This is a genomic window from Jujubicoccus corallicola (assembly GCF_047345645.1).
Classification (GTDB): domain Bacteria; phylum Pseudomonadota; class Alphaproteobacteria; order Rhodobacterales; family Rhodobacteraceae; genus JBLEFH01.
The window spans coordinates 251,949-273,549 of record NZ_JBLEFH010000003.1 but is presented as its reverse complement, the minus strand read 5'-3'; the positions used below and the strand labels follow the sequence as shown (position 1 = coordinate 273,549).

Sequence of the window (21,601 nt, the reverse complement as noted above, 5' to 3'; positions counted from 1 at the left end):
CCATGAACCTGCGAAGCAGAATTGAAGAAGAGCTGGGATCGCGGTTGATGGAGTTCCTTCCGGAGGCCATGGAGACGGTCTGGGACCACAAGGCGGTCATTGTCGCCAATGAGGTTCTCAAGTTCGGCCCGGATGGCGGGCATTTCAACGACACGAATTTTGAAATTAAGGCCGCGTTTGAAGGCGTTCTTTATGCGGAGCTGCGCGGCGATGATGTGGATCAGCTGGCGACCGCGCCGCTGATCGCCGATCTCGTGGCAAATCCGATCCACCTCCTGCCCGTGGCCGATGGCCCCGGCACAATGACCGAGCAGGCCCGTGCCACGTTGATCGAGATCCGCGACAAGATCACCGATCAACAGGTGGTGACGGCGATGCGCCTGTCCGTTGAAGGCTTTCTCTTGCGCGAGGATGCGCCGCGCCAGCGTCCGAACCTGATGATCGGCCAAGCGCCGGATATCGGTTTTGGTCACGAAGACGATTACGAGCCGATTGGAGCATGGGGCGGATGAGTGCTTTCGAGACCTCACGGCATAACGCCATGATCGGCGATCTGGTTCGCTACGGCACCATTCGCGATGTCGATTACAGCAATCCGCCGCGTGCCCGTGTGGATGTTGGCGACCTGCTGTCGGGTTGGCTTCGTATGGCTGCGCCGCGCGCGGCAAACGATAAGGTCTGGTCGCCCTATGAGGTCGGTGAGGAAGTCGTTGTGCTGGCACCCTCCGGCAATCTGTCGAGCGGGGTGATCATCGCGGCGCTCTATAACGGGACGCATCAGGCGAGCGAGAGCAGCGCCAATGTGCATAGCCGGGAATATCAAGACGGCGCGAGCATTGCATACGACCGGGCGGCAGGAAGCCTGACGATTGATCTCAACGGCGGCACGGTTGAAATCGTCGCGACGGGCGGTCTGGAAATCTCCGGAGATGTTGTGGTCAACGGCGATGTGATCGCCAGCGGCATCAGCCTGACCACGCATGTCCATGGCGGCGTGATGTCGGGCGGCGCAAGCACAGGCGGGCCGCAATGACCGTCCAAAGCTTTGATTTCACCACCGGCAAGAAGATTTCAGGGATCGAGCATCTGCGAAAGTCGATCACCCGCATCCTGACCACGGACACAGAAACCCGCGTGATGCGCCGGGATTTCGGCGCGGATATCTTCCCGCTTGTCGATCAGAACATGGATAGCGTGATGCTGGTGAAGCTTTACAGCAACACCATCGACGCCATTCGCAAATGGGAAAAGCGGTTCAGTGTGGTCCGTGTGCAGGCCGTCGCGAAAGAGAACGGTGTCACCTTGACCGTTGAGGGCGACTACCTGCCGGAAGGTCGCCGTGTCACGCTTGAGGGGATCGAGCTATGAGCGGTTATTCGGCGATTGATCTCTCAAAGCTCCCCGCGCCCAAAATGATTGAGGAGCTGAATTTCGAAGCGATCCTTGCGGCGAAACGCGCGCGGTTGGTTGAACTTGCACCCCACCTTGCCGCCGCCCTTGATTATGAGAGCGACGATCTGAACCTCTTTCTTCAGGCTGAAGCGTATCGTGAATTGCTCCTGCGCCAAAAAATCAATGATCAGTCGAAAGCCAATATGCTGGCATTTGCGACAGGGTCTGATCTGGATCACCTCGCCGCTCTTTACGGCGTAGAGCGGGCGCTGATCACACCCGCCGATGATCTGGCGCGCCCGCCTGTTGCGGCTGTCTATGAGGGTGACAGCAGATTTCGCCGCCGTGCGCAGTTGGCGCTTGAGGGGTTCAGCACCGCAGGCCCGCGCGGAGCTTACGTTTTTTGGGCCTTCACGGCTGATCCTGCGGTCAAGGATGTGGCGGTCTCGCGTCCGGTGCCTGGAACGGTTCTGGTGACTATTTTGTCGAATGAAGGAGATGGCAGCGCCTCGGCAGATCTTCAGCAGTCTGTCCAAGATGTTCTAAGTGACGACGATGTGCGGCCACTTTGCAGCACGGTCCTCGTGGAGAGCGCCGCGATCCTGCTGTTTCGTGTCGAGGCCGAACTTACGACCTATCAAGGACCAGATGCGTCCGTGGTCGAAGAGGCGGCATCTGTTGCGCTGGATCAGTATTTGAACGAAACGCACAGGCTTGGCCATGACATCACGCTCTCCGGGATCTACGCGGCGTTGCATCGACCGGGTGTTCAAAAGGTGCGCCTCGTTGAGCCGACCGCAGACATCGAGGTGAACGGCAATCAGGCGGCATTCTGCACCGAGACAGCAATTTCTCTAGGGGGGACAGATGTTTAAAAGCCTGCTTCCCCCAAACGCGACACAGATCGAGCGCGCAGTTGAAGAGGCGCTGTCGAGCACAACAGATTTGCCCGTCTCTATCGACCAGCTAAAGCGCGCCGAAACATGCCCCTCAAGCGCGCTTCCGGCGCTCGCGTGGGAAATGTCGGTGAATTATTGGGATGAAAGCTGGCCGGAGGTGACGCAGCGCGCCGTGATTGCGGCCAGCATTCAGGTGCATCGAAAGAACGGGGTTGTGTCTGCGATCCGGCGCGCGCTGAAGGCCGCAGGCTACGGCGATGCGATCTTGGTCGAGGGGCAAAATGCCGAACGCTACAACGACGCATTCTCTTACGATGGAAGTGAGACGCATGGCGAGGCGCAGCACTGGGCAGAATACAGTGTCTTCGTCAAAAAGCCGCTTTCGATCAAACAAGCGAACATTTTGCGCGCAATACTCGAAGGTGTCACGCCGCAGCACTGTCAACTCAAAGAGCTGAACTACGTCGAGGTGGCGCATGTTCACGACAGCGTCCTCACCTATGACGGCACTTTTACATATGGAGTTATCTGAATGGCAAACCTGACCGAGCAAAGCCTGTGGTTTGATGAAATCTATCGTATCGAGACCACCGACCCAGTTGTCGGAGGGGAGCCGGATCTTGAAGCAGGTCTGGGGATTTCAAATATTCAGGCGCTTCAGCTCGCATGCCGGACGGCATTTCTCAAGCAGATGGTCGAAATGGCATCGCCAGCAGGGGCATTGATAACCTTTGCCGGGACAGAGCCGCCGTCTGGCTGGTTAGAGTGTGATGGCTCCCAAATTCGCCGTGATACCTACGCAAAGCTTTTCGCTGCGATTGGCACAATCTTCGGCGACGGCGATGGTGAGACCACATTTGCCGTTCCAGATCTGCGCGGCCAGTTCGTCCGAGGGTGGGATCACGGGCGAGGCGTGGATAACGCGCGGGCTATGGGCAGTGAGCAAGGGGACACCATTCGAAATATCAAGGGTCAGGTCGATGTTCGTGGACATGGGGCTGACAGTCTGTTCGGGCGGAACAATCCCATAATGACCGGTGCTTTTTTGAGGCACATCGGAGATGTGAGCTACGTCCAGTCGAGTGGAAATATTGGTGCGGGCGTTGAAAGTTTCGAGTTTGATGCGAGCCGCGTCGTTCCGACCTCCAATGAAAACAGGCCGAAGAATACGGCTCTTATGTTCTGCATCAAATACTAGAGGATGAGAATGACACAGATCTTTCATTATACGACTTCAACCGGTGAGTATTGCGGAACGACCGTGGCGCGCCGTGATCCACTCGACGGCAATGCGTTGGTGCCTGCTGGTGCCACCACCATTGCACCGCCAGAAGGGCGGCACCGCGAAAGCGCTGTCTGGAATGGCGTTGCATGGGAGATTGTCCCGGACTTTCGCGGTTATGTCTACTGGACGGAAGACGGCACCAAGCATGAAATCCAATCACTTGATGAGGTGCCGCCGCAGGGCGCGCTATCCGAGGCTCCGCCGCCGAAACCGTCTGATCTCGAAGGCCGTATTCAGCAAGAGGCTGAAAAGCGCATTTCCGAGATTGCCGGTGAAGGGAAGCGCACCACACTCGCAGCCTCTTTGTCGCTTGGCATTCTGGATGAGAAAGAGACTGCGGCCTATCGCATGTTGATCCTTTGGATGAAGGACATGCGCCAAAAGGCGGCGCTCCTTTCGAAGAGCGGCAGCATCTCTTTCCAACAAGATCACCACTGGCCGGATGCCCCGGCCAGCATCACCGAATTGCTCGGCAGCTATTAAGGAGAAAGCTATGGCTGAAACATTCCTTCACGGCGTGGACCTCGTTGAAATCGACAGCGGTGTGCGCCCCATTCAAACCGTTCGCTCGGCGGTGATCGGCGTCGTCGGCAACGCGCCTGACGCCGATCCGCTCGCCTTCCCGCTCAATGTGCCGGTGATGATCGCCGGATCGCGCCGCGAGGCCGCAGGTCTGGGCGCAACCGGGACGCTTCCCGATGCGATTGACGGTATCTTTGATCAGGCTGGCGCAGTCGTCGTGGTCGTTCGCGTCGAAGAGGGCGAGACTGCCCAAGATGCGGTCAGTGCTGTGATCGGCGGGGTTGACGCGGAGAGCGGTCAGTATCAGGGCTTGCGGGCGCTGCTCGCCGCTGAGGTCGAGGTCGGCGTGACGCCGCGCATCATTATCGCACCGGGCTTCAGCCATGAACTTTCGGTCGCGACCGAAATGGTCAGCGTGGCCGAGCGCCTTCGGGCCATCACGGTGATTGACGGCCCGAACACGACCGATGCGGATGCGCTTGCCTATCGTGAGAATTTCGGTTCGGCGCGCGCCTATCTCGTCGATCCGTGGGTGACGGTATGGGACACGGAAGCAAATGCAGACGTGATCCGTCCGGCGAGCGACCGCGTGGCGGGCCTGATCGCAAAATCCGATGCGGAGCGCGGTTTCTGGCATTCGCCCTCTAACCGCGAAATTCTCGGCATCACGGGGATCGCGCGCCCGGTGGACTTTACCTTGGGCGATGCGAATTCGCGCGCGAACCTTCTCAATGAGAAGCAGGTGACCACCATCATTCGCAAGAATGGGTATCGCCTGTGGGGCAACCGCAGCTGCTCGGCAGATCCGAAATGGGCATTCCTCAAGCGCCGCCGCATCGGCGACATGATCGGCGACAGCATCATGCGCGCGCACTTCTGGGCCGTGGATCGCAACATCACCACGACCTATTTTGAGGACGTGATAGCCGGTGTGGATAACTACCTGCGGACGCTGAAGCAGCAGCAGGCCATTGCTGGTGGTCGTTGCTGGGCGGACCCGGATCTGAACACGCCGACGAACATGGAGGGCGGCGACGTCTTCTTTGACTTCGATTTCGTCGAATATGGCACGGCGGAACACGTCAATTTCCGCATGCATATCAACAGCGAGTATCTGGCGGATGTTCTGCCGGTGGCCGCATAAAGGAGAGATCGAGACATGATCAAGGATGTATTCCAGAACTTCAATTTCTTCGCTGATGGTCGCGGATATGCGGGCCGGATCGAAGAGTTCACGCCGCCGAAGATCGTCGCCAAGATGATCGAGTATGATGGCGGGGGACTTGGCGCTGTGGTCGATGTGCCGAGCGGGAGCTTTGAAAAGCTCGAAGCCGAGGCGACGATCAAGGCGCAGGACAAAGACATCTTCACGTTGCTCGGCGTCGTGCCGGGCAACACCTACGCCTTCACGGCGAAGGGTGCGCTGGCGGATGCGAACGGCACCCGTCACGCCGTTCAGCACAAGATGCGCGCGCATATCGCGGAGCTGGACCCCGGAACGTGGAAGAAGAACGATAGTGCAGAGATCAAGCTGAAGCTGACGCTGCACTATTATCAGTATGAGTATGATGGTGTGGAGCTGGTCGAAATCGATCCGATCAACATGATTGCCAAGATCAACGGCGTCGATCAGCTCGCCGAGACCCGCAAAGCCATCGGCCTCTAACGCAAACGTGCAAAAGAAGGGAAAGCACACATGAACAATACTTATAAGCTGCGATATCCGGTGATGGATGGCGATCAGGAGATCAAGGAAATCAATTTCCGCCGTCCGAACGCCGCAGACATCAAGCGCGCACAAAAGAACGACACGGATGCAGGTCAAACCGCATCGCTCCTTGTGGATTGCGCGGAAATCCCTCCGAGCGTGGTCGATCAGTTTGATATTTATGACTTCGTGCAGCTCGGCAACAAAATGGGGGAGTTCACCAAGGGCTGATCGCGCTTCGCGAAAAAGACCTGCGCGAGATCATGTCGGTTCTCGCGTTTGTCTTCCACTGGCAGCCCTCGGAAATGGAAAGCATGCCGGTGGAAGACCTTCTCGAACACTTCGAAGACGCAAAGCGCCTTCATAAAGAAAGCCAGCCGAAGCCACGATGATCAAATCCTCGCAAATCGATCTCTCCGTCCTCGTCGGCCTGAAGGACAAGCTGACCGGCCCACTCAAAGGTGTCGAGGGCAATGTTGCGAAATCGGCCGCGCGGATGAAAAGCACCTTGAAGAAGGCGGCGGTGGTCGGCGGAGTTGGCGTTGTGGCTGGCGGGGTCTCTGCGGCTTCGGCCAAACTTCTGACGAGCTGGACCGACAGCATTCGTGAGGTTTCCGTTGCGCAAGGCGAGCTGGCATCGCTTGGCGTCGAGAACCTTGAGATCGTCACCCAAAAGGGCCTTGAAATGCAGAGTAAGATCGCAGGCGTCACTGCTGCGAGCTTTGTTTCGGCCTCCTATGATATTAAGTCGGGCATTTCCTCGCTGACCGATGAAGGTGTCGCGGATATGACGGCGGCGGCGGTGGTTACGGCCAAGGCCACCAAGGGCATTCCCGAACAGATGACGTCGCTCTTCGCGACTTCCTACGGGATCTTCAAAAAGCAAAATGCGCAGATGTCGGACGCTGATTGGGGCAACATGTTCGGCGCGACACTTGCCAAATCGGTCCAGCAGTTCAAGACGGACGGCGCGAAGATGCAGCAGGCGATTGAGAGCGCCGGTGCGTTCGCGTCGAACCTCGGCATGGGACTGCAAGAGGAAATGGCCGTTCTCGGCATGATGCAAACCTCTATGCAGGCCGGTGAGGCTGGCACGGCATTGCGGGCGTTCGCGGAAAGCTCGGCGGGCGCGCATGAAGCGTTTCAGGGGTTGGCGAAGAATTCGAAAAACCCTATCCGCGTGAAGATCCTCGACGACAACGGCCAGCTGCGCGCGATGCCGGATATTCTTCAGGACTTGAAGCTGCGCTATGGTGAGACGCTCGACGGCTTCGAAAGCGCCGAGATTAAAAAGGCATTTGGAACGACCGAGGCCCTGAAGCTGATCAATGCCTTGTGGGGGCAGGAAGATGCGGTTCGGGCCAATGTCGAGGCATTGAATGAAGCGGCAAGCGCTGGCTCGGAGTTCACCGAGCAGATGGCCGCCGCGGTTGATAACAACTTCGCCGCGAAAATGGATATCATCGGGCAGAAATGGGAGGTCATGCGACAGAAGATCGGCCTGCGCTTGGTCCCGATCTTTGATGTTCTGCTCCCGAAGATCGGCGCGTTTCTGGATCGCATGAGCAACTGGATCAGCGCGCACCCACGACTGATTACGGGCATTGGTGTCGTTGTCGCGGGTGTGGCCGCGCTGACAGGCGGGATCGCCGTGTTGGCCCTTGGCCTCGCGCCCCTGATCGCTGGCTGGGCGACCCTACGCTTTAGTATGACGCTCTTCAGCGTGGCATTTAAGGCCGTCGGACGAATGATGCTTTTCAATCCGATAGGTCTCGCAGTGGCGGCAATCGCGGGCGGCGCATATCTCATAATCCGCAATTGGGATGCCGTGAGCGGCTTTTTCCGTGATCTTTGGAGCAGCATCCGCAATAACGCAGAGGGCGCGTGGAACAGCTTGCGTGAGCTGCTGCGGTTCACCCCGCTTGGGTTGATCATGCCGCAGTGGCAGACTGTGGCGACTTTCTTCAGCTCGATGTGGAGCGGCATTCGCGCCAATGCCGAAGGCGCGTGGAACGGCTTGCGTGAGCTGCTGCGCTTCACCCCGCTTGGCGTCATCATGCCGCAATGGCAGGGGGTCACCACGTTTTTCACGACTGTTTGGGACAGCATTAAGCTGGTGAACGCGACGGGTTGGGAAGGTGTGAAAGAGATCGTTTCCGGCTGGCCCGCATTCATGCGCGAAATCGGAACGCAGATGCTTCAGGGCCTAATGAGCGGTATCAAAAGCAAGTTTGGCGCGGTTAAAGAGGCGATTGGTGGCGTTGGTGACGGCGCGAAGAATTGGCTGAAGAACCGGCTTGGCATTCGCTCGCCATCGCGGGTCTTCATGGCGCTCGGCGGTCATATCAGTGAAGGCTTGGCTGTTGGCATCCAGCGCCGCGAGGGCTTGGCCACGGCGCGCATGGAAGGGCTGCGGCGCAAACTGATTGGAGCGGGTGCAGCCGGTGGTGTGGCGCTTTCCGGGGGCATGGCAGCGGCCAGCCCGATTGAGAGCTATCTAAACGCGAGTAACAACGCGGTTGCAGCCGGTGGCGCTAATAGAGAGATCGTCTATCAGCCAACCTACAACATTAATATTGGCGCTGGTGTCGCTGGCGATCATGACCAGCTCGAAGCGCTCATCCGGCGCATGCTCGCAGAACAGGCGGAGCGCGATAAGGCCGATCTTCGGAGGTTGTTGCATGACTAATAATGTCGCGATGATGATCGGGTCTTACCCGTTTATGGTGAAGACCGCCGTCTATAATGAGATGAAAATCACCGCGTCATGGCGTTGGACCGTGCAAGATCGTATCGGCACGAAAGGCGCGCCGCAGTTTGTGGGGTCTGATCCGCGCAAGATCAGCTTGAGCGGGATGATCCTCCCACACTTCTCTGGGGGGATGCATCAAATCGACCTCATGCGGATTTCAGGAGACACCCATAAGCCGCTTCCGCTGATCGACGGTATGGGATGGCTTTGGGGTGACTACGTGATCACGCGCATTGAGGAAACGCGCAGCGCACTCATGTCGGACGGCGCGCCAAGGCGTCAGGATTTCACCATGGACTTGCTGGAATATCCGGATAGCCGGTTCAATCCCATTGGCGCGGCGATCTCTGCCGCCTCCAATATCGCGAGGCTTTTCTGATGATGTATCGCAGCCATGAAGGCGACGTGCTCGATCTGATTTGCCGCAAACATTACGGCGCTGGAAAGTATAGCGTTGAGGCGGTTCTGAACCACAATCCGGGGCTGGCCGAGCATGGTCCGGTGTTGCCGCGCGGCGTTCTGATTGATCTGCCTGAAGAGCTTGAAGTGACGGCGGAGCAGAAGAATGTTGTGAGGCTTTGGGGCTGACATGACGCCGTATTTCAGCATCATCGCCGCGGGCGAGGACATCACCACAATCATTGAAGAGCGCTACCTGTCACTCACACTCACTGACGAAGCAGGTTTGAAAGCGGATAGCTTGGATGTCCGTCTTGATAACGCCCAGGGCGAAATCGCGGTGCCTTCGGAAAAGGCGGATATTGAGGTGTCGCTCGGATATCGCGAGTTTGGTGCGTTGCCGATGGGAGTTTATTCCGATCTTGAGGCGACACTGTCAGGCCCTCCGGATCAAATGTCGATCCGATGCGCATCCGCAAACATCTCGGGATCTCTGAAAAGCCAGAAAACCCGCAATTGGGACGGTAAGAGCATTCGCGACATTGTCGCTACGATTGCGAGCGAGCACGGGCTGAAATCAGTCGTCAGTGAAGCGCATGCCGGTTTCGTCTACGAGCACCTCGCGCAATCCGGCGAAAGCGATATCAACCTCCTGACGCGCATCGGCAAAGAACATGACGCGCTCGTGAGCGTGAAGGGCGGGACGCTGCTCTTTGTGAAGAAGGGGGAAGGGTTGAGTGCGACCGGGGAGCCGCTCCCCGTCGTTCTAATTACGCGACAGCAAGTCGGCTCGTATCGGATGGTCAAGGCAACGCGCGGCGAATTTGCCTCTGTTGAGGCGTTTTGGCAGGACGCTGAAGGAGCAACGCGATCAAAGGTCATTGTCGGAAGCGGTGAGCCAGTTTTTCAGATCCGACACAACCACCCGACCAAGGTGGAGGCCGAAAAGGCGGCGCAGGCAAAGTTCGATGAGATGGCGCGCGGCAGTGATACGTTAAGTCTCTCGATGCCGGGAAATCCCGAGCTGGTTGCCGAGGCGCAGATCGTCACCCAAGGCTTCTTTACGGAGGTTAATGGGAGGTGGTCGATAACGCGAGTTATCCACAGGATCGACAGTGGTGGTTACACGACCGAAATCGAGGCCGAGAAGCCGACGAAAGATGGGGGCGAAAGCCCCCCGTCAGTCTAATTTATCGTGTTCCCCGGTCTAAAATAATTTGGTCCGGTCCACCCTTTTTGCTTATCCCTTGGGTCCCGCGAGGAACCAGGCGACGAAGCCGATGATCGGGAAGATGATCACGAAGAGGGCCCAGATGACCTTCCCCGTGCCGGTCGCGCCCGATTTGATGATCGACAGAACCGCCCAGATGATCAGGACGAGGTGGATAAGTCCGAGAATATATTCCATGGAAGTCTCCTAGTTTCTTATAGTTAACCGTGTCTCATTCAGACCAGCGTTTCAAGCTCGTCGATCATCGAGGAGATGAGAGACAAGCCCTTATCCCAAAACGCGGGATCGCTCGCATCGAGCCCGAATGGGGACAACAAATCTTTGTGATGTTTCGATCCACCGGCTTTCAGCAGCTCGAAATACTTGTCCTGGAAGCCCTCCGGCTCGGCCTCGTAGACGGCGTAAAGCGCGTTCACCAATCCGTCGCCAAAGGCGTAGGCATAGACATAGAAGGGCGAGTGAATGAAATGCGGGATATAGGCCCAGAAAGTGTCGTAGCCGTCCATGAAGTTGAACGCATCGCCGAGGCTTTCTTCCTGCACCTCCATCCAGATGGCGTTGATCTCGTCGGGCGTCAACTCGCCTTCCGCCCGCGCGGCGTGGAGGCGACATTCGAAATCATAGAACGCAATCTGGCGGACCACCGTATTGATCATGTCCTCGACCTTGCCGGCGAGCATGATCTTGCGCTCCGTGTTGTCCTTGGCATTCGCCAGCAGCTTGCGGAAGGTCAGCATCTCGCCAAAGACGGAGGCGGTTTCCGCAAGCGTTAGCGGGGTCGAGGACAGCAGTTCCCCCTGCGCCTCCGCCGCCAGCCGCTGGTGGACGCCGTGGCCCAGTTCATGCGCCAGCGTCATCACATCGCGCTGTTTGCCAAGGTAATTCAGCATCACATAGGGGTGGACATTCGCCACGGTCGGATGCGCGAACGCGCCCGGTGCCTTGCCCGGTTTCACCGCCGCGTCGATCCAGCCTTCGGTGAAAAACGGCTCGGACAGTTCGGCCATGCGCGGATCGAAGCCCGCATAGGCCTCCTGCACCGTCTGGCGCGCTTCGGGCCATGTGACCACCTTGTCGATATCCTCGGGCAGGGGCGCGTTGCGGTCCCACACCTCCAGCTTGTCGAGGCCCATCCACTTCGCTTTCAGCTTGTAATAACGGTGCGAGAGGTCGGGATAGGCTTTGACGACCGCATCGCGGAGCGCCTGCACCACCTCCGGCTCCACCTGATTGGCGAGGTGCCGCGACATTTGCGCGGAGGGCAGACCGCGCCAGCGATCCTCGATTTCCTTCTCCTTGGCGAGCGTGTTGGTGATCCGCGCGTAAAGCGGCAGATCTTCGCGGAACCGGTCCGCCAGCGCCTTGGCCGCTTCCTCGCGCTTCGAGCGATCACGATCCGACAGAAGCGTTAGCGTGGATTCGAGGCCAAGCGTCTCGCCCTCGATCTCAAACTCCAGCCCGGCCTGCTGCTCATCAAAGAGCCGGTTCCACGCCGCGGCCGAGACGACCGATTTGTCGTGCAGAAACTTCTCCAACTCATCGGAAAGCTGATAGGGCTTCATCGCGCGGATGCGGTCGAAAATCGGTTTGTAGCGCGCCAGCGCGTCGTTCTGCTCAAACAGCCCGTCCAAATGCGCATCCGGGATCCGGTTGATCTCCAGCGTGAAGAACACCAGCGCCGTGGACATATCGGTAATCTTCTGCTGCATGTTGCCCATGAACTGGGCGCGCTCCGGGTCCACCGTGTTCTGGTAATAGCGCAGCCCGGCGAAGGACATGATGCGGCCGATCTTGAGGTCGATCTCCTCGTAACGGGTGATCGCCTCCAGCAAATTCTCCGCCGTAATCGACTCGAGCTTTCCCTCGTAATCCGCTGCAAAGGCAGGGAGTTCCTTTTCCAGCCAATCAATATCGGCCTTCAGTTCCGGGCTATCCGGCGCGGGATAAAGATCCGTCAAATCCCATTCCGGCAACGCGCCCTCGGCGGTGCCACCAGACAGATCAAGCGGGGAAAATACAGCAGTCATAACGTCTCCTTTGTTGCCGTCCACTTAAGCAGGCGGCAGGTCGATATCCAGTGTCACCGGGAAATGGTCGGACGCGGTGTAGAGCGCCTCGGTCAGCTCCGCATTCGCCCCAATCTCGGTATTGAACTTCGGGTGCCAGATGCGCCATTGCCCGTTCAGCGCGGCCAGATCGGGCGAGACCATGATGTAATCAATCACCCGGTCGAGATATTTGCTCTCCTCGACCGACCAGAACCGCGCCGTGGCATATTCCTTTTTCGGCTCCACCGCATGGGGATCGTAAAGCCGCGTGTGTTCCGGGCGCTTCTCGCCAAACACGATCTCGACGGTGGACTCGCCAAGTTCCCGCTCCATCGGATCGTAGCCGGGGCCGTCGTTGAAATCGCCCATCACAAACAGGCTTTCGCCCGACTCCAGCATATCCTCGACCCGGTCGCGCAGCCAATGCGCCTGCGCGATCTGCTTCTCGCGATTGCGCAGGCCAAAGGCGATGATCTCTTCCGGCGTCTTCGCCCCGTGCGGCGCCTTGGTCTTGAGATGCGCGCCGATCATGCGGAACGGGCGATGCCCGTTCGGCGCGATCAACGCCTCAAAAGGCGGTTTCGAAAAGGTCACGCCATCGCGCTCGCCATCGAAACGCGGCGCGCGGTCGCTCTCCTGCGGGCTATGCTCGACATGGAATTTCGCCGGATCATAAAGAACGCCAAGCTCCTGATGGGTGTCGTTCTCAAACCCCATGATCGCATGATCCGCACGCAGTCCGGCATAATCGGCAAACTCCACCAGCGCCTTGATGGTGGAATTGTTTCGCCCCGTATTCGGCGCTTCAACGATCAGCCATAAATCCGCGTCCACGCTTTGAAAAACACGCGAGAGGGCGGTGATCTGCTGCTGCCGTGTCACATCCCGGCGGCGCGACCATTCGCGGTCGTTCAGGAGCCGGTCATTCTTGCCAAAGAGCGCGGAGAACCACTCGACATTATAGGTCGCGATCCGCATCAGGCGGGCTCGGCCACGCCGCGCCGGATGGTCTCCCAGGCGTCATTGATCTTGGAGAGCCGATGCGTCGCCATCTCCACCGCCTCAAGAGGCTCGCCGCGCGCGATCATCGCATCGGGATGGTTCACGCGGACAAGCTGGCGATACGCTTTGCGGATCGTCTCCATATCATCCTCCGGGCTGACGCCGAGCAGCGCATAGGCGCAGACCGCATCGCCAACCGCATAGCGCGCCTGAAGCTGGGCAAACTGCTGGGGCTCCAGCCCCATCCGGGCGCAAACCTCCCGCAGAAACTCTTCTTCCGCCGGGTGATATTCGCCATCGGCGACCGCGATCTGGAACAGCCCTTCGAGAATGTCGAAGAGCGTGTCTTTCTTGTCCGCAAACATCTTGCCGATGCGGTCCGCGTAAATCTCGAACCCCGCCACATCCTGCCGCGCGAGGTCATAGACCTTCGCCGCCGCTGGCTCATCCGCTTCATTGATCGCGAAAATCTGGCGAAAGGCGCGGACCTCGTCGCGGGTCACGCGGCCATCGGCCTTCGCCATCTTCGCGCCGAGCGCAATAATGGCAATGGTGAAGGCGACCGAGCGCTCCGGCGGCGTACGCAGCCGCTCGAAGATATCCGAGAGGCTTTGCCCGCTGACAAGCCCCTGAATCGCTTCTGCTATACGTGACCAAATCGACATGGGCGCAGTCTGTCAGATGGAGCCGCCCGCGCCTAGAGCGCAGCGGCAGGTTTTTCGAACGCGGCGGCCATCAATTGGCGGGTGTAGTCGGTCTCGGGCGCATCGAAAATCGCATCGCGCGGGCCGGCCTCCATCACATCGCCGGATTTCATGACCATGATTTTATGCGAGAGCGCCCGGACGACCCGCAAATCATGGCTGATGAAGAGATAGGCGAGGCCGTATTTCTGCTGAAGGCGGCGCAGAAGCTCGACGATCTGCACCTGCACCGTCATGTCGAGCGCGGAGGTCGGCTCGTCCAGCACGACGATTTTGGGCTTGAGGATCATCGCGCGGGCAATGGCGATCCGCTGGCGCTGGCCGCCGGAGAACTCATGCGGGTAACGGTCCATCATGGTGGGCGAGAGGCCGACTTCGGTCAGCATGTGATCGACGGCGATGCGGCGCGCCGAGCGGCTCAGGTTCTCATGAACGCCAAGGCCCTCGCCGATGATCTCGGCCACGGTCATGCGCGGGCTGAGCGAGCCGAACGGGTCCTGAAACACCATCTGGATGTCGCGGCGGATCGGGCGCAATTCCTTGCCGGTGAGGGCTTGCAGGTCGCGGCCATCCATGACGATCTGCCCGTCCGATCCGATGAGCCGCATGACCGAGAGGGCGAGCGTGGTCTTGCCCGAGCCGGATTCGCCCACGATCCCAAGGGTTTCGCCAGGGGAGAGGTCAAAGCTCGCGCCATTCACGGCCTTCACGTGATCGACCGTTTTGCCGAGGAACCCGCGTTTGATGGGGAACCAGACCTTGACGTCCCGCGCCTTGAGGATCGGCTCGGACGGTGCAGGCGCTGGCGTCACGCCATGCGGCTCAGCCGCGAGCAGGGTTTGCGTGTAAGGGTGCTGCGGGTTGGCGAAAATCTCGACGGTCGGGCCGGTTTCGACGACCTCGCCGTCTTTCATGACCACCACGCGGTCCGCAATCTTACGAACAATGCCAAGATCATGGGTGATGAACAGCAGCCCCATGCCGAGCCGCGCCTTGAGGTCGGCCAGCAGGTCGAGGATCTGCGCCTGAATGGTCACGTCGAGCGCGGTGGTCGGCTCGTCGGCGATCAGCAGATCCGGGTTGTTCGCCAGCGCCATGGCGATCATCACGCGCTGGCGCTGCCCGCCGGACATCTGGTGCGGGTAGGAACGGCGGCGCGTCTCCGGGTCCGGGATGCCGACCTGTGTCAGCAGTTCCACCACCCGCGCCTTGGCCGCATCGCCGCTGAGACCCTGATGCAACTTAATGCTCTCGGTGATCTGCTTTTCCACGGTTTGCAGCGGGTTCAGCGATGTCATCGGCTCCTGAAAGATGAAGCTGATATCGTTGCCGCGAATGTCCCGCAGTTTCGACGGTTTCGCGCCGATCAGCTCCTCGCCGTTATATTTGATCGAGCCGGAAATCTCCGCGCTGTCCGGCAGAAGCTGCACGGTTGAGAGGGCCGAAACCGATTTACCCGAACCGGACTCGCCCACAAGCGCGACCGTTTCGCCGCGATCAATGGCGAAGGACACGCCTTTCACCGCATGGACCGTGCTTTTGTCCTGCCGGAAACGGATATTGAGATCGTTGACCGTCAGCAGGCTCATTTGAACGTCTTTCTGGGGTCAAACGCGTCGCGCACCCCTTCGAAAATGAAGACCAGCAGCGACAGCATGATCGCGAAGGTGAAGAAGGCCGAGAAGCCGAGCCATGGCGCGTCGAGGCGGTTTTTGCCTTGGAGCGCCAGTTCCCCGAGCGACGGGTAGGAGGGCGGCAGGCCGAGGCCGAGATAGTCGAGCGCCGCCAGCCCGCCGATCGACGCGGTGATGAGGAACGGGAGCAGCGTGATGGTCGCGACGATGGCGTTCGGCAGGACATGCCGCCACATGATCGTCCAGTCCGACACGCCGAGCGCTTTCGCCGCGCGGACATATTCGAAATTCCGCGCGCGCAGGAACTCGGCGCGGACGACGCCCACCAGTTGCGTCCAGGAAAAGAGCGCAATCAACCCGGTCAGCAGCCAGAAATTCATGGTGAAGAGGGCGGAGATGATGATGAGGATGTAGAGCGTCGGCGTGTTCATCCAGATCTCGACAATGCGCTGGAAGAACAGGTCGATCCAGCCGCCGAAATAGCCCTGAACGCCGCCCGCGAAGATGCCGATGACCGAGGAAATCACCGTCACGGCGAGGGCAAACAGCACCGAAATGCGGAAGCCGTAAATCACGCGGGCCAGCACGTCGCGGGTCTGGTCATCGGTGCCAAGCCAGTGGTTCGCATCGGGCGGCGAGGGCGCGCGCATTACATCGTAATTGGTGGTGTTGAAGCTGTAGGGGATCACCGGCCAGACCATCCAGCCCGCATCATATCCCGCCTTGCGGCTGTGATCGGCTTCGGGGTCCTCGAAACAGGGATCGGTGAGCCCGCCCGTCTCGATCAGGCATTGCACCTCGGGCGCTTTATAATCGGCTGCGGCCGCGAATTCGCCGTTATAGTCCAGCTCCGAATAGAACTGGAAAATGGGCACCCTTAGCTCGCCCTGATAGGAGACGAGCAGCGGTTTGTCATTCGCGAAGAACTCCGCAAAGAGCGCGATGAAGAACAGAACGGCGAAAATCCAGAGCGACCAGAAGGCGCGGCGGTTGGATTTGAAATTGTTCCAGCGGCGGCGATTGAGGGGACTCATGTGGTGCGGCTCATGTGTTTCTGGCCTCAAAGTCGATGCGCGGGTCGATCCAGACATAGGTGAGATCGGAGAGCAGCCCCACGATCAGGCCAATCAAACCAAAGACATAAAGCGTGCCGAAGACGACCGGATAGTCGCGCTCGATCGCCGCTTCATAGCCAAGACGCCCGAGGCCATCGAGTGAGAAAATGGTCTCGATGATCAAGCTGCCGCCGAAGAACACAGCGACGAACAGCGCCGGGAAACCGGAGATGATGATCAGCATCGCGTTGCGGAACACATGGCCGTAGAGGACGCGGCTTTCCTTGAGGCCCTTGGCCCGCGCGGTCATCACATATTGCTTGCGGATCTCGTCGAGGAAGGAGTTTTTCGTGAGCAGGGTCAGCGTCGCAAAGGCCCCGATAGTGGAGGCGGTGACGGGCAGGGCGATGTGCCAGAGGTAATCCTTGATCTGCTCGAAGGTGCTCATCTGCGCGAACCCGTCGGAGGTCAGGCCGCGGAGGGGGAAGATCTTCCAATAACTTCCGCCCGCGAAGAGGACGAGCAGCAGCACCGCGAAGAGGAAGCCGGGGATCGCATAGGCCATGATGACGAGGCCAGAGGTCCAGGTATCGAAGGCCGTGCCGTCCTTCACCGCCTTGCGGATGCCGAGCGGGATGGAGATCAGATAGGCGATCAGCGTGGACCAGAGGCCGAGCGTAATCGACACCGGCAATTTTTCCTTGATCAGATCAATCACCGAGATGGAGCGGAAATAGCTCTCGCCGAAATCGAACATGGCGTAGTTTTTGAGCATCAGCAGGAAGCGCTCATGGGGCGGTTTGTCGAAGCCGAATTGCGCCTCCAACTCGGCGATAAACTCCGGTGACAGGCCCTGCGCGCCGCGATAATCGCTATTGTTAGAGACCGAGCCGCCACCGCCGCCGGAGATCCGGTCGAGCGCGCCGCCTTGGCCTTCCATCTCCGCCAGCACCTGCTCGACAGGGCCGCCGGGGACGAATTGCACCAGTACGAAATTGATCAGCATGATTCCGAGCAGGGTCGGGATCATCAAAAGGATCCGCCGCAAAATATAGGACAGCATCAGTTGATTGCTCCGCTCGCCTTCAACTCGTCATAGCGTTCGGTGTCCGCCCACCAGATCGACAGCGCGCCAATGCCGTAAGGCGGCTTGGGCTCCGGCTGGCGGTAGTAGTCGTAATAGGCGATCCACACATTGGGCCGGGTCCAGTAAGGCACGCGCAGATGCATGGCGCGCAAGACCCGGTCGAGCGCGCGGACGCGGATGTTCAACTCGTCGCGGGTCTCGGCGCGCTCGATTTGGGCAATCAGCTTGTCGATTCCGGAATTGGCCGTGCCGTTGGCGTTCACGGACCCCGGCACATCGGCGCTTTGCGAGCCATACACATCGCGCAATTCATTGCCCGGCGTGTTGCTCATCGGCAGGAAGCCCGACAGCATGTCATAATCGCGCGTATCGAGGCGTTCGCGCCATTGCGCACTATCGACAAAGCGCAGGCTGGCGCTGATCCCGATCGTATTAAGCGACTCGATAAAGGGCGAGATGAAGCGCTCAAGGCGACTGTTGCCGGTCATGATTTCAAGCGTTAGCGGGCCGCCCGGGCCAACCATCCGGCCGTTCTCCAAGCTATAACCCGCTTCTTCAAGAAGCGCGAGCGCGGCACGGCGACGTCCACGATCCTGCGACGGGTTCGCGCTTCCAGCATAGGGCACCGCTGCGTCGTCTTCCAAAATATTGCCGATATGCTCAGGAAGTTCACCGGCAATCGGCTCCAGCAGCGCGCGTTCGTCTGCGGGCGGTGGGCCTTCCGCCTCCATATCACTGTTTTCCCAATAGCTTGCCGCGCGTGTTTCAAGCCCGTGGAGCAACGTTTCATTGACGAATTCAAAGTTAAACATCGTCGCAATCGCTTCGCGAACGCGCGGGTCGGAGAGCTTTTCGCGGCGAATATTCATGAAAAGGAAGCCGTTTGAGGCCACCGTCTCCGTCGGGATTTCTGCCTTGATCACATCGCCGCGCTGGACCGCGGGGAAATCATAGGAAGTTGTCCAGAGATCCGCGTCCGCCTCGCTGCGCAGGGTGTATTCGCCCGCTTTGAACCCCTCGAACGCGGCGGCCATATCGGCGTAATAATCCACACGGATACGGTCGAAATTATAGCGCCCGACATTCACGGGCAGGTCTTTTGCCCAATAATCATCACGGCGCTCATAGACGATGTAACGGCCCGCCTGCACATCGGCGACGCGGTAGGGACCAGAGCCGAGCGGCGGCTCCATCGTGCTTTCGGAAAAATCGCGGTCTTCGTAATAGGCGGCGGAGTAGATCTGCGTCGACGCGATGAGCGGGATCAGATCACGGGTCGCCGCATCCTCGACGAAATTGAATTTCACCTCATGCGGCCCGAGCGCCTCGACGCTCTCGATCTCGCCATAATAGACCTTGTAGCGCAGTTGCGCCTTGTTCTGCATCGCGTCGAAGGTGAAGAGGATGTCGTCCGCCGTGATCGGCGTGTCATCGGCAAACCGCGCTTCCTCGCGCAGCTTGAAGCTGACCCAGCTCTTGTCCTCGGCCACGGTGATACTCTCGGCGATCAGCCCATACATCTGGTCGAGACTGTCGAGCGTGCCGACCATCAGCGTGTCGAAGGTCAGCGAGATATTGCGGTCGTAATCGCCGCCCTCGGTGTCCGGGGTCAGCTTGTTAAAGGTGCCGAGATCCCATGTGTGATAGACGCCGCCCTTGGGCGCATCCGGGTTCACATAGTCGAACATCTCGAAATCGGCGGGGTATTTCAATTCGCCAAAAATCGAGTGGCCATGGCTTGTCACCGGTTCGGCAAAAGCCATGCTGGCAAGACTCGCAAAGGCAACCGCAAGTTGCGTGATACTGTTCATCGACCGACTGCTTTTTATGGTTCTGCTCGGCCAAGATGCTAGGGAAGGTGCGACTTTTTGGCAAGCAGAAAGCCCCAACAAAAAACCGCGCCGAAGCGCGGTTTTAGCCACATCTGCGTGTCTCAGAGCGAGTTGAGATAGGCGATGATGTTGGCGCGCTCCTCGGGGGCGCGGGAGCCCGCATAGCCCATGGCGGTGCCCGGAACGAGCGCTTTCGGCGCTTCGAGATATTCACTCAGATGCTGCTCATCCCATGCCGGGCGCTCGGCGGCATGTTCCTGCATGGCGCCGGAATAGTTGAACCCGTCGACCGATGCCACATTACGCCCGACGACGCCATCAAGATGCGGGCCGGTGCCATTGGTGCCATCGACCTTGTGGCAGGTGCCGCATTTGCGCGAGAAGGTTGCTTCGCCCTCGGCCACGTCTGCCGCGGCCAGAAACTCGGCGATCTGCACCGCTTCCTGCTCTTCGCCGCCCGCTGGTGCGTCAGCAACTTCCAGCGCATAGGCCGGGTTCTCGTCGTGATGCTCGCCAAAGCCAAAATAATAGCCGTTCAGGAAGAACTTCGGCAACAGCAGCGCCAGCATACCGATACAGATGGCCGCCACAATTTTGTTGATCTCGGTGGTGTTCATTCCTGCGCTACTCCCCGGAAGGTCTTTGGCTCTTGTCGGAGTTCTTCTAGCCGCTTCCCAAGCCGGGATGCAAGCGATAGAAGAGCCAAACCTGCGATGGAGGGGCGAGAAATGGTGACGATCAGCTTTCAGGGCGAGCTTGGGGCCTATTCCCATCAGGCCTGTGTCGAGGCCGTGCCGGGCTGCGATGTGATTCCCTGCCCAAGCTTTGAAAGCGCGATTGACGCGGTGCATGATGGCAGGGCCGACATGGCGATGCTGGCGGTGGAAAACTCCACCCATGGCCGCGTCGCGGATGTGCATCAGCTGTTGCCCGAAGCCAATCTCTATGCCGTCGCGGAGCATTTCGTGCGGGTTCATATCAACCTGATGGGGCTGAAAGGGAGCCGGATCGAGGATGTGAAAATCGCTCGGTCCCACCCGGTGCTTCTCGGGCAATGTCGGGATTTTCTGCGCGCGCATGGCATTTTGCCCGAACGCGGCGTCGATACCGCGGGGTCCGCCCGCGAGATTGCGGAGCGGGGCGATCCGGCGGCGGCGGCGCTTGGCTCGAAACTCGCCGGGGAGCTTTACGGCCTCGATCTGCTTGCCGAAGAGATCGAGGACCGGGACAGCAACACTACCCGCTTCCTGCTGATGGGGCCGGAAGAGGCGACGCCTCCGGAGGGTGCGCCCGTCATCACCTCTTTCCTTTTCCGCGTCCGCAACATCCCGGCGGCGCTCTATAAGGGGCTTGGCGGGTTCGCGACGAATGGCGTCAACATGATCAAGCTGGAAAGCTATATCGTCGATGACAGCTTCGAGGCGGCGGAATTTTACGCCGAGATCATTGGCCGCCCTACGGACGCGCATGTCGAGCGGGCGATGGATGAGCTGCGGTTCTTCACCTCAATGGTGCGGATGCTCGGCAGCTACGCCATGCACCCGATGCGCCCGCATATGCAGAACCGAGGTTAAGCCGCGGGTTTGTAATCCGCCTCAATCCGTTTTGCGAGACGGCCCATATTGTCCGCCAACCGCGCATTGAGCCGCGTCTGCGCGAGCCGCAAGGGCGACTCGAAGAGCCGCGCCTTGATGCTTTGGGGCGTCACCTCAACGGTGCTCCGGATCACGCAAGCCTCCGCAGCGTTCGGCTCCAGCGTCAGCGTGGCGGCGATCAGAAAGCCCGAAGCCCGGCTCTCCAGTTGCATCCGCTCTGGCGCGACGCGCTCGCGCAGGATCAACTCGCTTTCGATCTGCCGCCCACGATAGTCGCCGGACAGGAACCAGCGAGGCGTGCCGTCCGCCCCGTCAAGGCGCGGCTCCATCGTGATTCCGCGCGTCGCCAGCAATGTCCCGAGCCGGTCGAAATCGCTGAGCCGGCTGAAGGTGAACGTGGCGGGCGCGGCAACGGGAGTCTCGGTTTTGAAGGTGATCATGAAAGCCCTGCTCGAA

27 protein-coding genes are annotated in these 21,601 nt (G+C 59.5%); 16 read left to right on the top strand and 11 right to left on the bottom strand.

The window, feature by feature from the left end; all coding sequences use genetic code 11:
* Positions 1 to 2 precede the first annotated feature (2 nt).
* Genes ACMA5I_RS06545 through ACMA5I_RS06495 form a run of 11 tightly spaced genes read left to right on the top strand, consistent with a single transcriptional unit; the run spans position 3 to position 6,198 of the window.
* Positions 3 to 512 carry a hypothetical protein gene (locus tag ACMA5I_RS06545; protein WP_525885432.1) on the top strand — a complete coding sequence of 170 codons (510 nt, stop codon included), beginning with the start codon at positions 3 to 5 and terminating at the stop codon, positions 510 to 512.
* Positions 509 to 1,033, top strand: a complete 525-nt coding sequence (locus tag ACMA5I_RS06540) for a phage baseplate assembly protein V (protein WP_525885431.1) — start codon at positions 509 to 511, stop codon at positions 1,031 to 1,033. Before ACMA5I_RS06545 ends, ACMA5I_RS06540 begins: the two co-directional genes overlap by 4 nt.
* Positions 1,030 to 1,368, top strand: a complete 339-nt coding sequence (locus ACMA5I_RS06535; RefSeq protein ID WP_525885430.1) for a GPW/gp25 family protein — start codon at positions 1,030 to 1,032, stop codon at positions 1,366 to 1,368. Before ACMA5I_RS06540 ends, ACMA5I_RS06535 begins: the two co-directional genes overlap by 4 nt.
* Positions 1,365 to 2,267: a baseplate assembly protein gene (locus ACMA5I_RS06530; protein WP_525885429.1), complete on the top strand. Its 903-nt coding sequence runs from the start codon at positions 1,365 to 1,367 to the stop codon at positions 2,265 to 2,267. The genes ACMA5I_RS06535 and ACMA5I_RS06530 overlap by 4 nt, the downstream gene beginning before the upstream one ends.
* Entirely contained in the window at positions 2,260 to 2,823 is a 564-nt protein-coding gene (locus tag ACMA5I_RS06525) for a phage tail protein I (protein ID WP_525885428.1), read from the top strand. The genes ACMA5I_RS06530 and ACMA5I_RS06525 overlap by 8 nt, the downstream gene beginning before the upstream one ends.
* Complete coding sequence (locus tag ACMA5I_RS06520; RefSeq protein ID WP_525885427.1) at positions 2,824 to 3,489, top strand: phage tail protein; 666 nt, start codon at positions 2,824 to 2,826, stop codon at positions 3,487 to 3,489.
* A gap of 9 nt (positions 3,490 to 3,498) precedes the next feature.
* Positions 3,499 to 4,059, top strand: coding sequence for a hypothetical protein (locus ACMA5I_RS06515; protein WP_525885426.1), 561 nt, complete (start codon positions 3,499 to 3,501; stop codon positions 4,057 to 4,059).
* A 10-nt stretch (positions 4,060 to 4,069) separates the two neighbouring features.
* On the top strand, positions 4,070 to 5,242 hold the full coding sequence (locus ACMA5I_RS06510; protein ID WP_525885425.1) for a phage tail sheath subtilisin-like domain-containing protein: 1,173 nt from the start codon (positions 4,070 to 4,072) through the stop codon (positions 5,240 to 5,242).
* Positions 5,243 to 5,257: 15 nt separating this feature from the next.
* Positions 5,258 to 5,764 (top strand): phage major tail tube protein, encoded by a 507-nt coding sequence (locus tag ACMA5I_RS06505; RefSeq protein ID WP_525885424.1) that lies wholly within the window; start codon positions 5,258 to 5,260, stop codon positions 5,762 to 5,764.
* Between the two features lie 30 nt (positions 5,765 to 5,794).
* Positions 5,795 to 6,037, top strand: a complete 243-nt coding sequence (locus tag ACMA5I_RS06500; protein ID WP_525885423.1) for a phage tail assembly protein — start codon at positions 5,795 to 5,797, stop codon at positions 6,035 to 6,037.
* 32 nt (positions 6,038 to 6,069) lie between these two features.
* Positions 6,070 to 6,198 carry a GpE family phage tail protein gene (locus tag ACMA5I_RS06495; RefSeq protein ID WP_525885422.1) on the top strand — a complete coding sequence of 43 codons (129 nt, stop codon included), beginning with the start codon at positions 6,070 to 6,072 and terminating at the stop codon, positions 6,196 to 6,198.
* Here the strand turns inward: ACMA5I_RS06495 and ACMA5I_RS06490 are convergent.
* The gene (locus ACMA5I_RS06490; protein ID WP_525885673.1) at positions 6,168 to 6,479 is read right to left on the bottom strand and encodes a hypothetical protein; all 312 of its coding nucleotides are present in this window, start codon (positions 6,477 to 6,479) and stop codon (positions 6,168 to 6,170) included. The genes ACMA5I_RS06495 and ACMA5I_RS06490 overlap by 31 nt on opposite strands.
* Before the next feature lie 12 nt (positions 6,480 to 6,491).
* Between ACMA5I_RS06490 and ACMA5I_RS06485 the strand changes: the two genes are divergently transcribed.
* From ACMA5I_RS06485 to ACMA5I_RS06470, 4 genes are read left to right on the top strand one after another with little or no spacing between them, the layout of a single operon-like run.
* Entirely contained in the window at positions 6,492 to 8,495 is a 2,004-nt protein-coding gene (locus ACMA5I_RS06485) for a phage tail tape measure protein (RefSeq protein ID WP_525885662.1), read from the top strand.
* Entirely contained in the window at positions 8,488 to 8,937 is a 450-nt protein-coding gene (locus ACMA5I_RS06480; protein ID WP_525885421.1) for a phage tail protein, read from the top strand. Before ACMA5I_RS06485 ends, ACMA5I_RS06480 begins: the two co-directional genes overlap by 8 nt.
* Entirely contained in the window at positions 8,937 to 9,146 is a 210-nt protein-coding gene (locus tag ACMA5I_RS06475; protein ID WP_525885420.1) for a tail protein X, read from the top strand. The genes ACMA5I_RS06480 and ACMA5I_RS06475 overlap by 1 nt, the downstream gene beginning before the upstream one ends.
* 1 nt (position 9,147) lies before the next feature.
* Positions 9,148 to 10,146: a contractile injection system protein, VgrG/Pvc8 family gene (locus tag ACMA5I_RS06470; RefSeq protein WP_525885419.1), complete on the top strand. Its 999-nt coding sequence runs from the start codon at positions 9,148 to 9,150 to the stop codon at positions 10,144 to 10,146.
* Between the two features lie 51 nt (positions 10,147 to 10,197).
* Here ACMA5I_RS06470 and ACMA5I_RS06465 read toward each other — a convergent pair whose 3' ends face one another.
* The 9 genes from ACMA5I_RS06465 to ACMA5I_RS06425 all read right to left on the bottom strand — a co-directional run bounded on the left by ACMA5I_RS06465 (position 10,198) and on the right by ACMA5I_RS06425 (position 20,167).
* Positions 10,198 to 10,365 (bottom strand): PLDc N-terminal domain-containing protein, encoded by a 168-nt coding sequence (locus ACMA5I_RS06465; protein WP_525885418.1) that lies wholly within the window; start codon positions 10,363 to 10,365, stop codon positions 10,198 to 10,200.
* A 38-nt stretch (positions 10,366 to 10,403) separates the two neighbouring features.
* Positions 10,404 to 12,215: a M3 family oligoendopeptidase gene (locus ACMA5I_RS06460; RefSeq protein WP_525885417.1), complete on the bottom strand. Its 1,812-nt coding sequence runs from the start codon at positions 12,213 to 12,215 to the stop codon at positions 10,404 to 10,406.
* 24 nt (positions 12,216 to 12,239) lie between these two features.
* A complete protein-coding gene (locus ACMA5I_RS06455) occupies positions 12,240 to 13,214 on the bottom strand; it encodes an endonuclease/exonuclease/phosphatase family protein (protein WP_525885416.1) in 975 nt (324 codons plus the stop codon).
* The gene (locus tag ACMA5I_RS06450) at positions 13,214 to 13,903 is read right to left on the bottom strand and encodes a TerB family tellurite resistance protein (RefSeq protein WP_525885415.1); all 690 of its coding nucleotides are present in this window, start codon (positions 13,901 to 13,903) and stop codon (positions 13,214 to 13,216) included. Before ACMA5I_RS06450 ends, ACMA5I_RS06455 begins: the two co-directional genes overlap by 1 nt.
* Positions 13,904 to 13,935: 32 nt before the next feature.
* On the bottom strand, positions 13,936 to 15,531 hold the full coding sequence (locus ACMA5I_RS06445) for an ABC transporter ATP-binding protein (protein WP_525885414.1): 1,596 nt from the start codon (positions 15,529 to 15,531) through the stop codon (positions 13,936 to 13,938).
* The gene (locus tag ACMA5I_RS06440; protein WP_525885413.1) at positions 15,528 to 16,610 is read right to left on the bottom strand and encodes an ABC transporter permease; all 1,083 of its coding nucleotides are present in this window, start codon (positions 16,608 to 16,610) and stop codon (positions 15,528 to 15,530) included. Before ACMA5I_RS06440 ends, ACMA5I_RS06445 begins: the two co-directional genes overlap by 4 nt.
* Before the next feature lie 10 nt (positions 16,611 to 16,620).
* Positions 16,621 to 17,694, bottom strand: a complete 1,074-nt coding sequence (locus ACMA5I_RS06435; RefSeq protein WP_525885412.1) for a microcin C ABC transporter permease YejB — start codon at positions 17,692 to 17,694, stop codon at positions 16,621 to 16,623.
* Positions 17,694 to 19,481 (bottom strand): extracellular solute-binding protein, encoded by a 1,788-nt coding sequence (locus ACMA5I_RS06430; RefSeq protein WP_525885411.1) that lies wholly within the window; start codon positions 19,479 to 19,481, stop codon positions 17,694 to 17,696. The genes ACMA5I_RS06435 and ACMA5I_RS06430 overlap by 1 nt, the downstream gene beginning before the upstream one ends.
* Before the next feature lie 170 nt (positions 19,482 to 19,651).
* On the bottom strand, positions 19,652 to 20,167 hold the full coding sequence (locus ACMA5I_RS06425; RefSeq protein WP_525885410.1) for a c-type cytochrome: 516 nt from the start codon (positions 20,165 to 20,167) through the stop codon (positions 19,652 to 19,654).
* Between the two features lie 111 nt (positions 20,168 to 20,278).
* Between ACMA5I_RS06425 and ACMA5I_RS06420 the strand changes: the two genes are divergently transcribed.
* A complete protein-coding gene (locus ACMA5I_RS06420; protein ID WP_525885409.1) occupies positions 20,279 to 21,124 on the top strand; it encodes a prephenate dehydratase in 846 nt (281 codons plus the stop codon).
* Here ACMA5I_RS06420 and ACMA5I_RS06415 read toward each other — a convergent pair.
* Complete coding sequence (locus tag ACMA5I_RS06415; RefSeq protein WP_525885408.1) at positions 21,121 to 21,585, bottom strand: SRPBCC family protein; 465 nt, start codon at positions 21,583 to 21,585, stop codon at positions 21,121 to 21,123. The genes ACMA5I_RS06420 and ACMA5I_RS06415 overlap by 4 nt on opposite strands.
* Positions 21,586 to 21,601: the final 16 nt, after the last annotated feature.

What these genes read in the sequence shown, in the direction of transcription:
- ACMA5I_RS06430 (WP_525885411.1), bottom strand. Translation starts at nt 19,481, where the DNA reads ATGGCTTTTGCCGAACCGGTGACAAGCCATGGCCACTCGATTTTTGGC.
- ACMA5I_RS06475 (WP_525885420.1), top strand. Translation starts at nt 8,937, where the DNA reads ATGATGTATCGCAGCCATGAAGGCGACGTGCTCGATCTGATTTGCCGC.
- ACMA5I_RS06425 (WP_525885410.1), bottom strand. Translation starts at nt 20,167, where the DNA reads ATGAACACCACCGAGATCAACAAAATTGTGGCGGCCATCTGTATCGGT.
- ACMA5I_RS06420 (WP_525885409.1), top strand. Translation starts at nt 20,279, where the DNA reads ATGGTGACGATCAGCTTTCAGGGCGAGCTTGGGGCCTATTCCCATCAG.
- ACMA5I_RS06540 (WP_525885431.1), top strand. Translation starts at nt 509, where the DNA reads ATGAGTGCTTTCGAGACCTCACGGCATAACGCCATGATCGGCGATCTG.
- ACMA5I_RS06480 (WP_525885421.1), top strand. Translation starts at nt 8,488, where the DNA reads ATGACTAATAATGTCGCGATGATGATCGGGTCTTACCCGTTTATGGTG.
- ACMA5I_RS06455 (WP_525885416.1), bottom strand. Translation starts at nt 13,214, where the DNA reads ATGCGGATCGCGACCTATAATGTCGAGTGGTTCTCCGCGCTCTTTGGC.
- ACMA5I_RS06485 (WP_525885662.1), top strand. Translation starts at nt 6,492, where the DNA reads ATGCAGAGTAAGATCGCAGGCGTCACTGCTGCGAGCTTTGTTTCGGCC.
- ACMA5I_RS06515 (WP_525885426.1), top strand. Translation starts at nt 3,499, where the DNA reads ATGACACAGATCTTTCATTATACGACTTCAACCGGTGAGTATTGCGGA.
- ACMA5I_RS06520 (WP_525885427.1), top strand. Translation starts at nt 2,824, where the DNA reads ATGGCAAACCTGACCGAGCAAAGCCTGTGGTTTGATGAAATCTATCGT.
- ACMA5I_RS06530 (WP_525885429.1), top strand. Translation starts at nt 1,365, where the DNA reads ATGAGCGGTTATTCGGCGATTGATCTCTCAAAGCTCCCCGCGCCCAAA.
- ACMA5I_RS06510 (WP_525885425.1), top strand. Translation starts at nt 4,070, where the DNA reads ATGGCTGAAACATTCCTTCACGGCGTGGACCTCGTTGAAATCGACAGC.
- ACMA5I_RS06500 (WP_525885423.1), top strand. Translation starts at nt 5,795, where the DNA reads ATGAACAATACTTATAAGCTGCGATATCCGGTGATGGATGGCGATCAG.
- ACMA5I_RS06505 (WP_525885424.1), top strand. Translation starts at nt 5,258, where the DNA reads ATGATCAAGGATGTATTCCAGAACTTCAATTTCTTCGCTGATGGTCGC.
- ACMA5I_RS06535 (WP_525885430.1), top strand. Translation starts at nt 1,030, where the DNA reads ATGACCGTCCAAAGCTTTGATTTCACCACCGGCAAGAAGATTTCAGGG.
- ACMA5I_RS06470 (WP_525885419.1), top strand. Translation starts at nt 9,148, where the DNA reads ATGACGCCGTATTTCAGCATCATCGCCGCGGGCGAGGACATCACCACA.
- ACMA5I_RS06495 (WP_525885422.1), top strand. Translation starts at nt 6,070, where the DNA reads ATGTCGGTTCTCGCGTTTGTCTTCCACTGGCAGCCCTCGGAAATGGAA.
- ACMA5I_RS06465 (WP_525885418.1), bottom strand. Translation starts at nt 10,365, where the DNA reads ATGGAATATATTCTCGGACTTATCCACCTCGTCCTGATCATCTGGGCG.
- ACMA5I_RS06460 (WP_525885417.1), bottom strand. Translation starts at nt 12,215, where the DNA reads ATGACTGCTGTATTTTCCCCGCTTGATCTGTCTGGTGGCACCGCCGAG.
- ACMA5I_RS06435 (WP_525885412.1), bottom strand. Translation starts at nt 17,694, where the DNA reads ATGCTGTCCTATATTTTGCGGCGGATCCTTTTGATGATCCCGACCCTG.
- ACMA5I_RS06415 (WP_525885408.1), bottom strand. Translation starts at nt 21,585, where the DNA reads ATGATCACCTTCAAAACCGAGACTCCCGTTGCCGCGCCCGCCACGTTC.
- ACMA5I_RS06445 (WP_525885414.1), bottom strand. Translation starts at nt 15,531, where the DNA reads ATGAGCCTGCTGACGGTCAACGATCTCAATATCCGTTTCCGGCAGGAC.
- ACMA5I_RS06450 (WP_525885415.1), bottom strand. Translation starts at nt 13,903, where the DNA reads ATGTCGATTTGGTCACGTATAGCAGAAGCGATTCAGGGGCTTGTCAGC.
- ACMA5I_RS06525 (WP_525885428.1), top strand. Translation starts at nt 2,260, where the DNA reads ATGTTTAAAAGCCTGCTTCCCCCAAACGCGACACAGATCGAGCGCGCA.
- ACMA5I_RS06545 (WP_525885432.1), top strand. Translation starts at nt 3, where the DNA reads ATGAACCTGCGAAGCAGAATTGAAGAAGAGCTGGGATCGCGGTTGATG.
- ACMA5I_RS06440 (WP_525885413.1), bottom strand. Translation starts at nt 16,610, where the DNA reads ATGAGTCCCCTCAATCGCCGCCGCTGGAACAATTTCAAATCCAACCGC.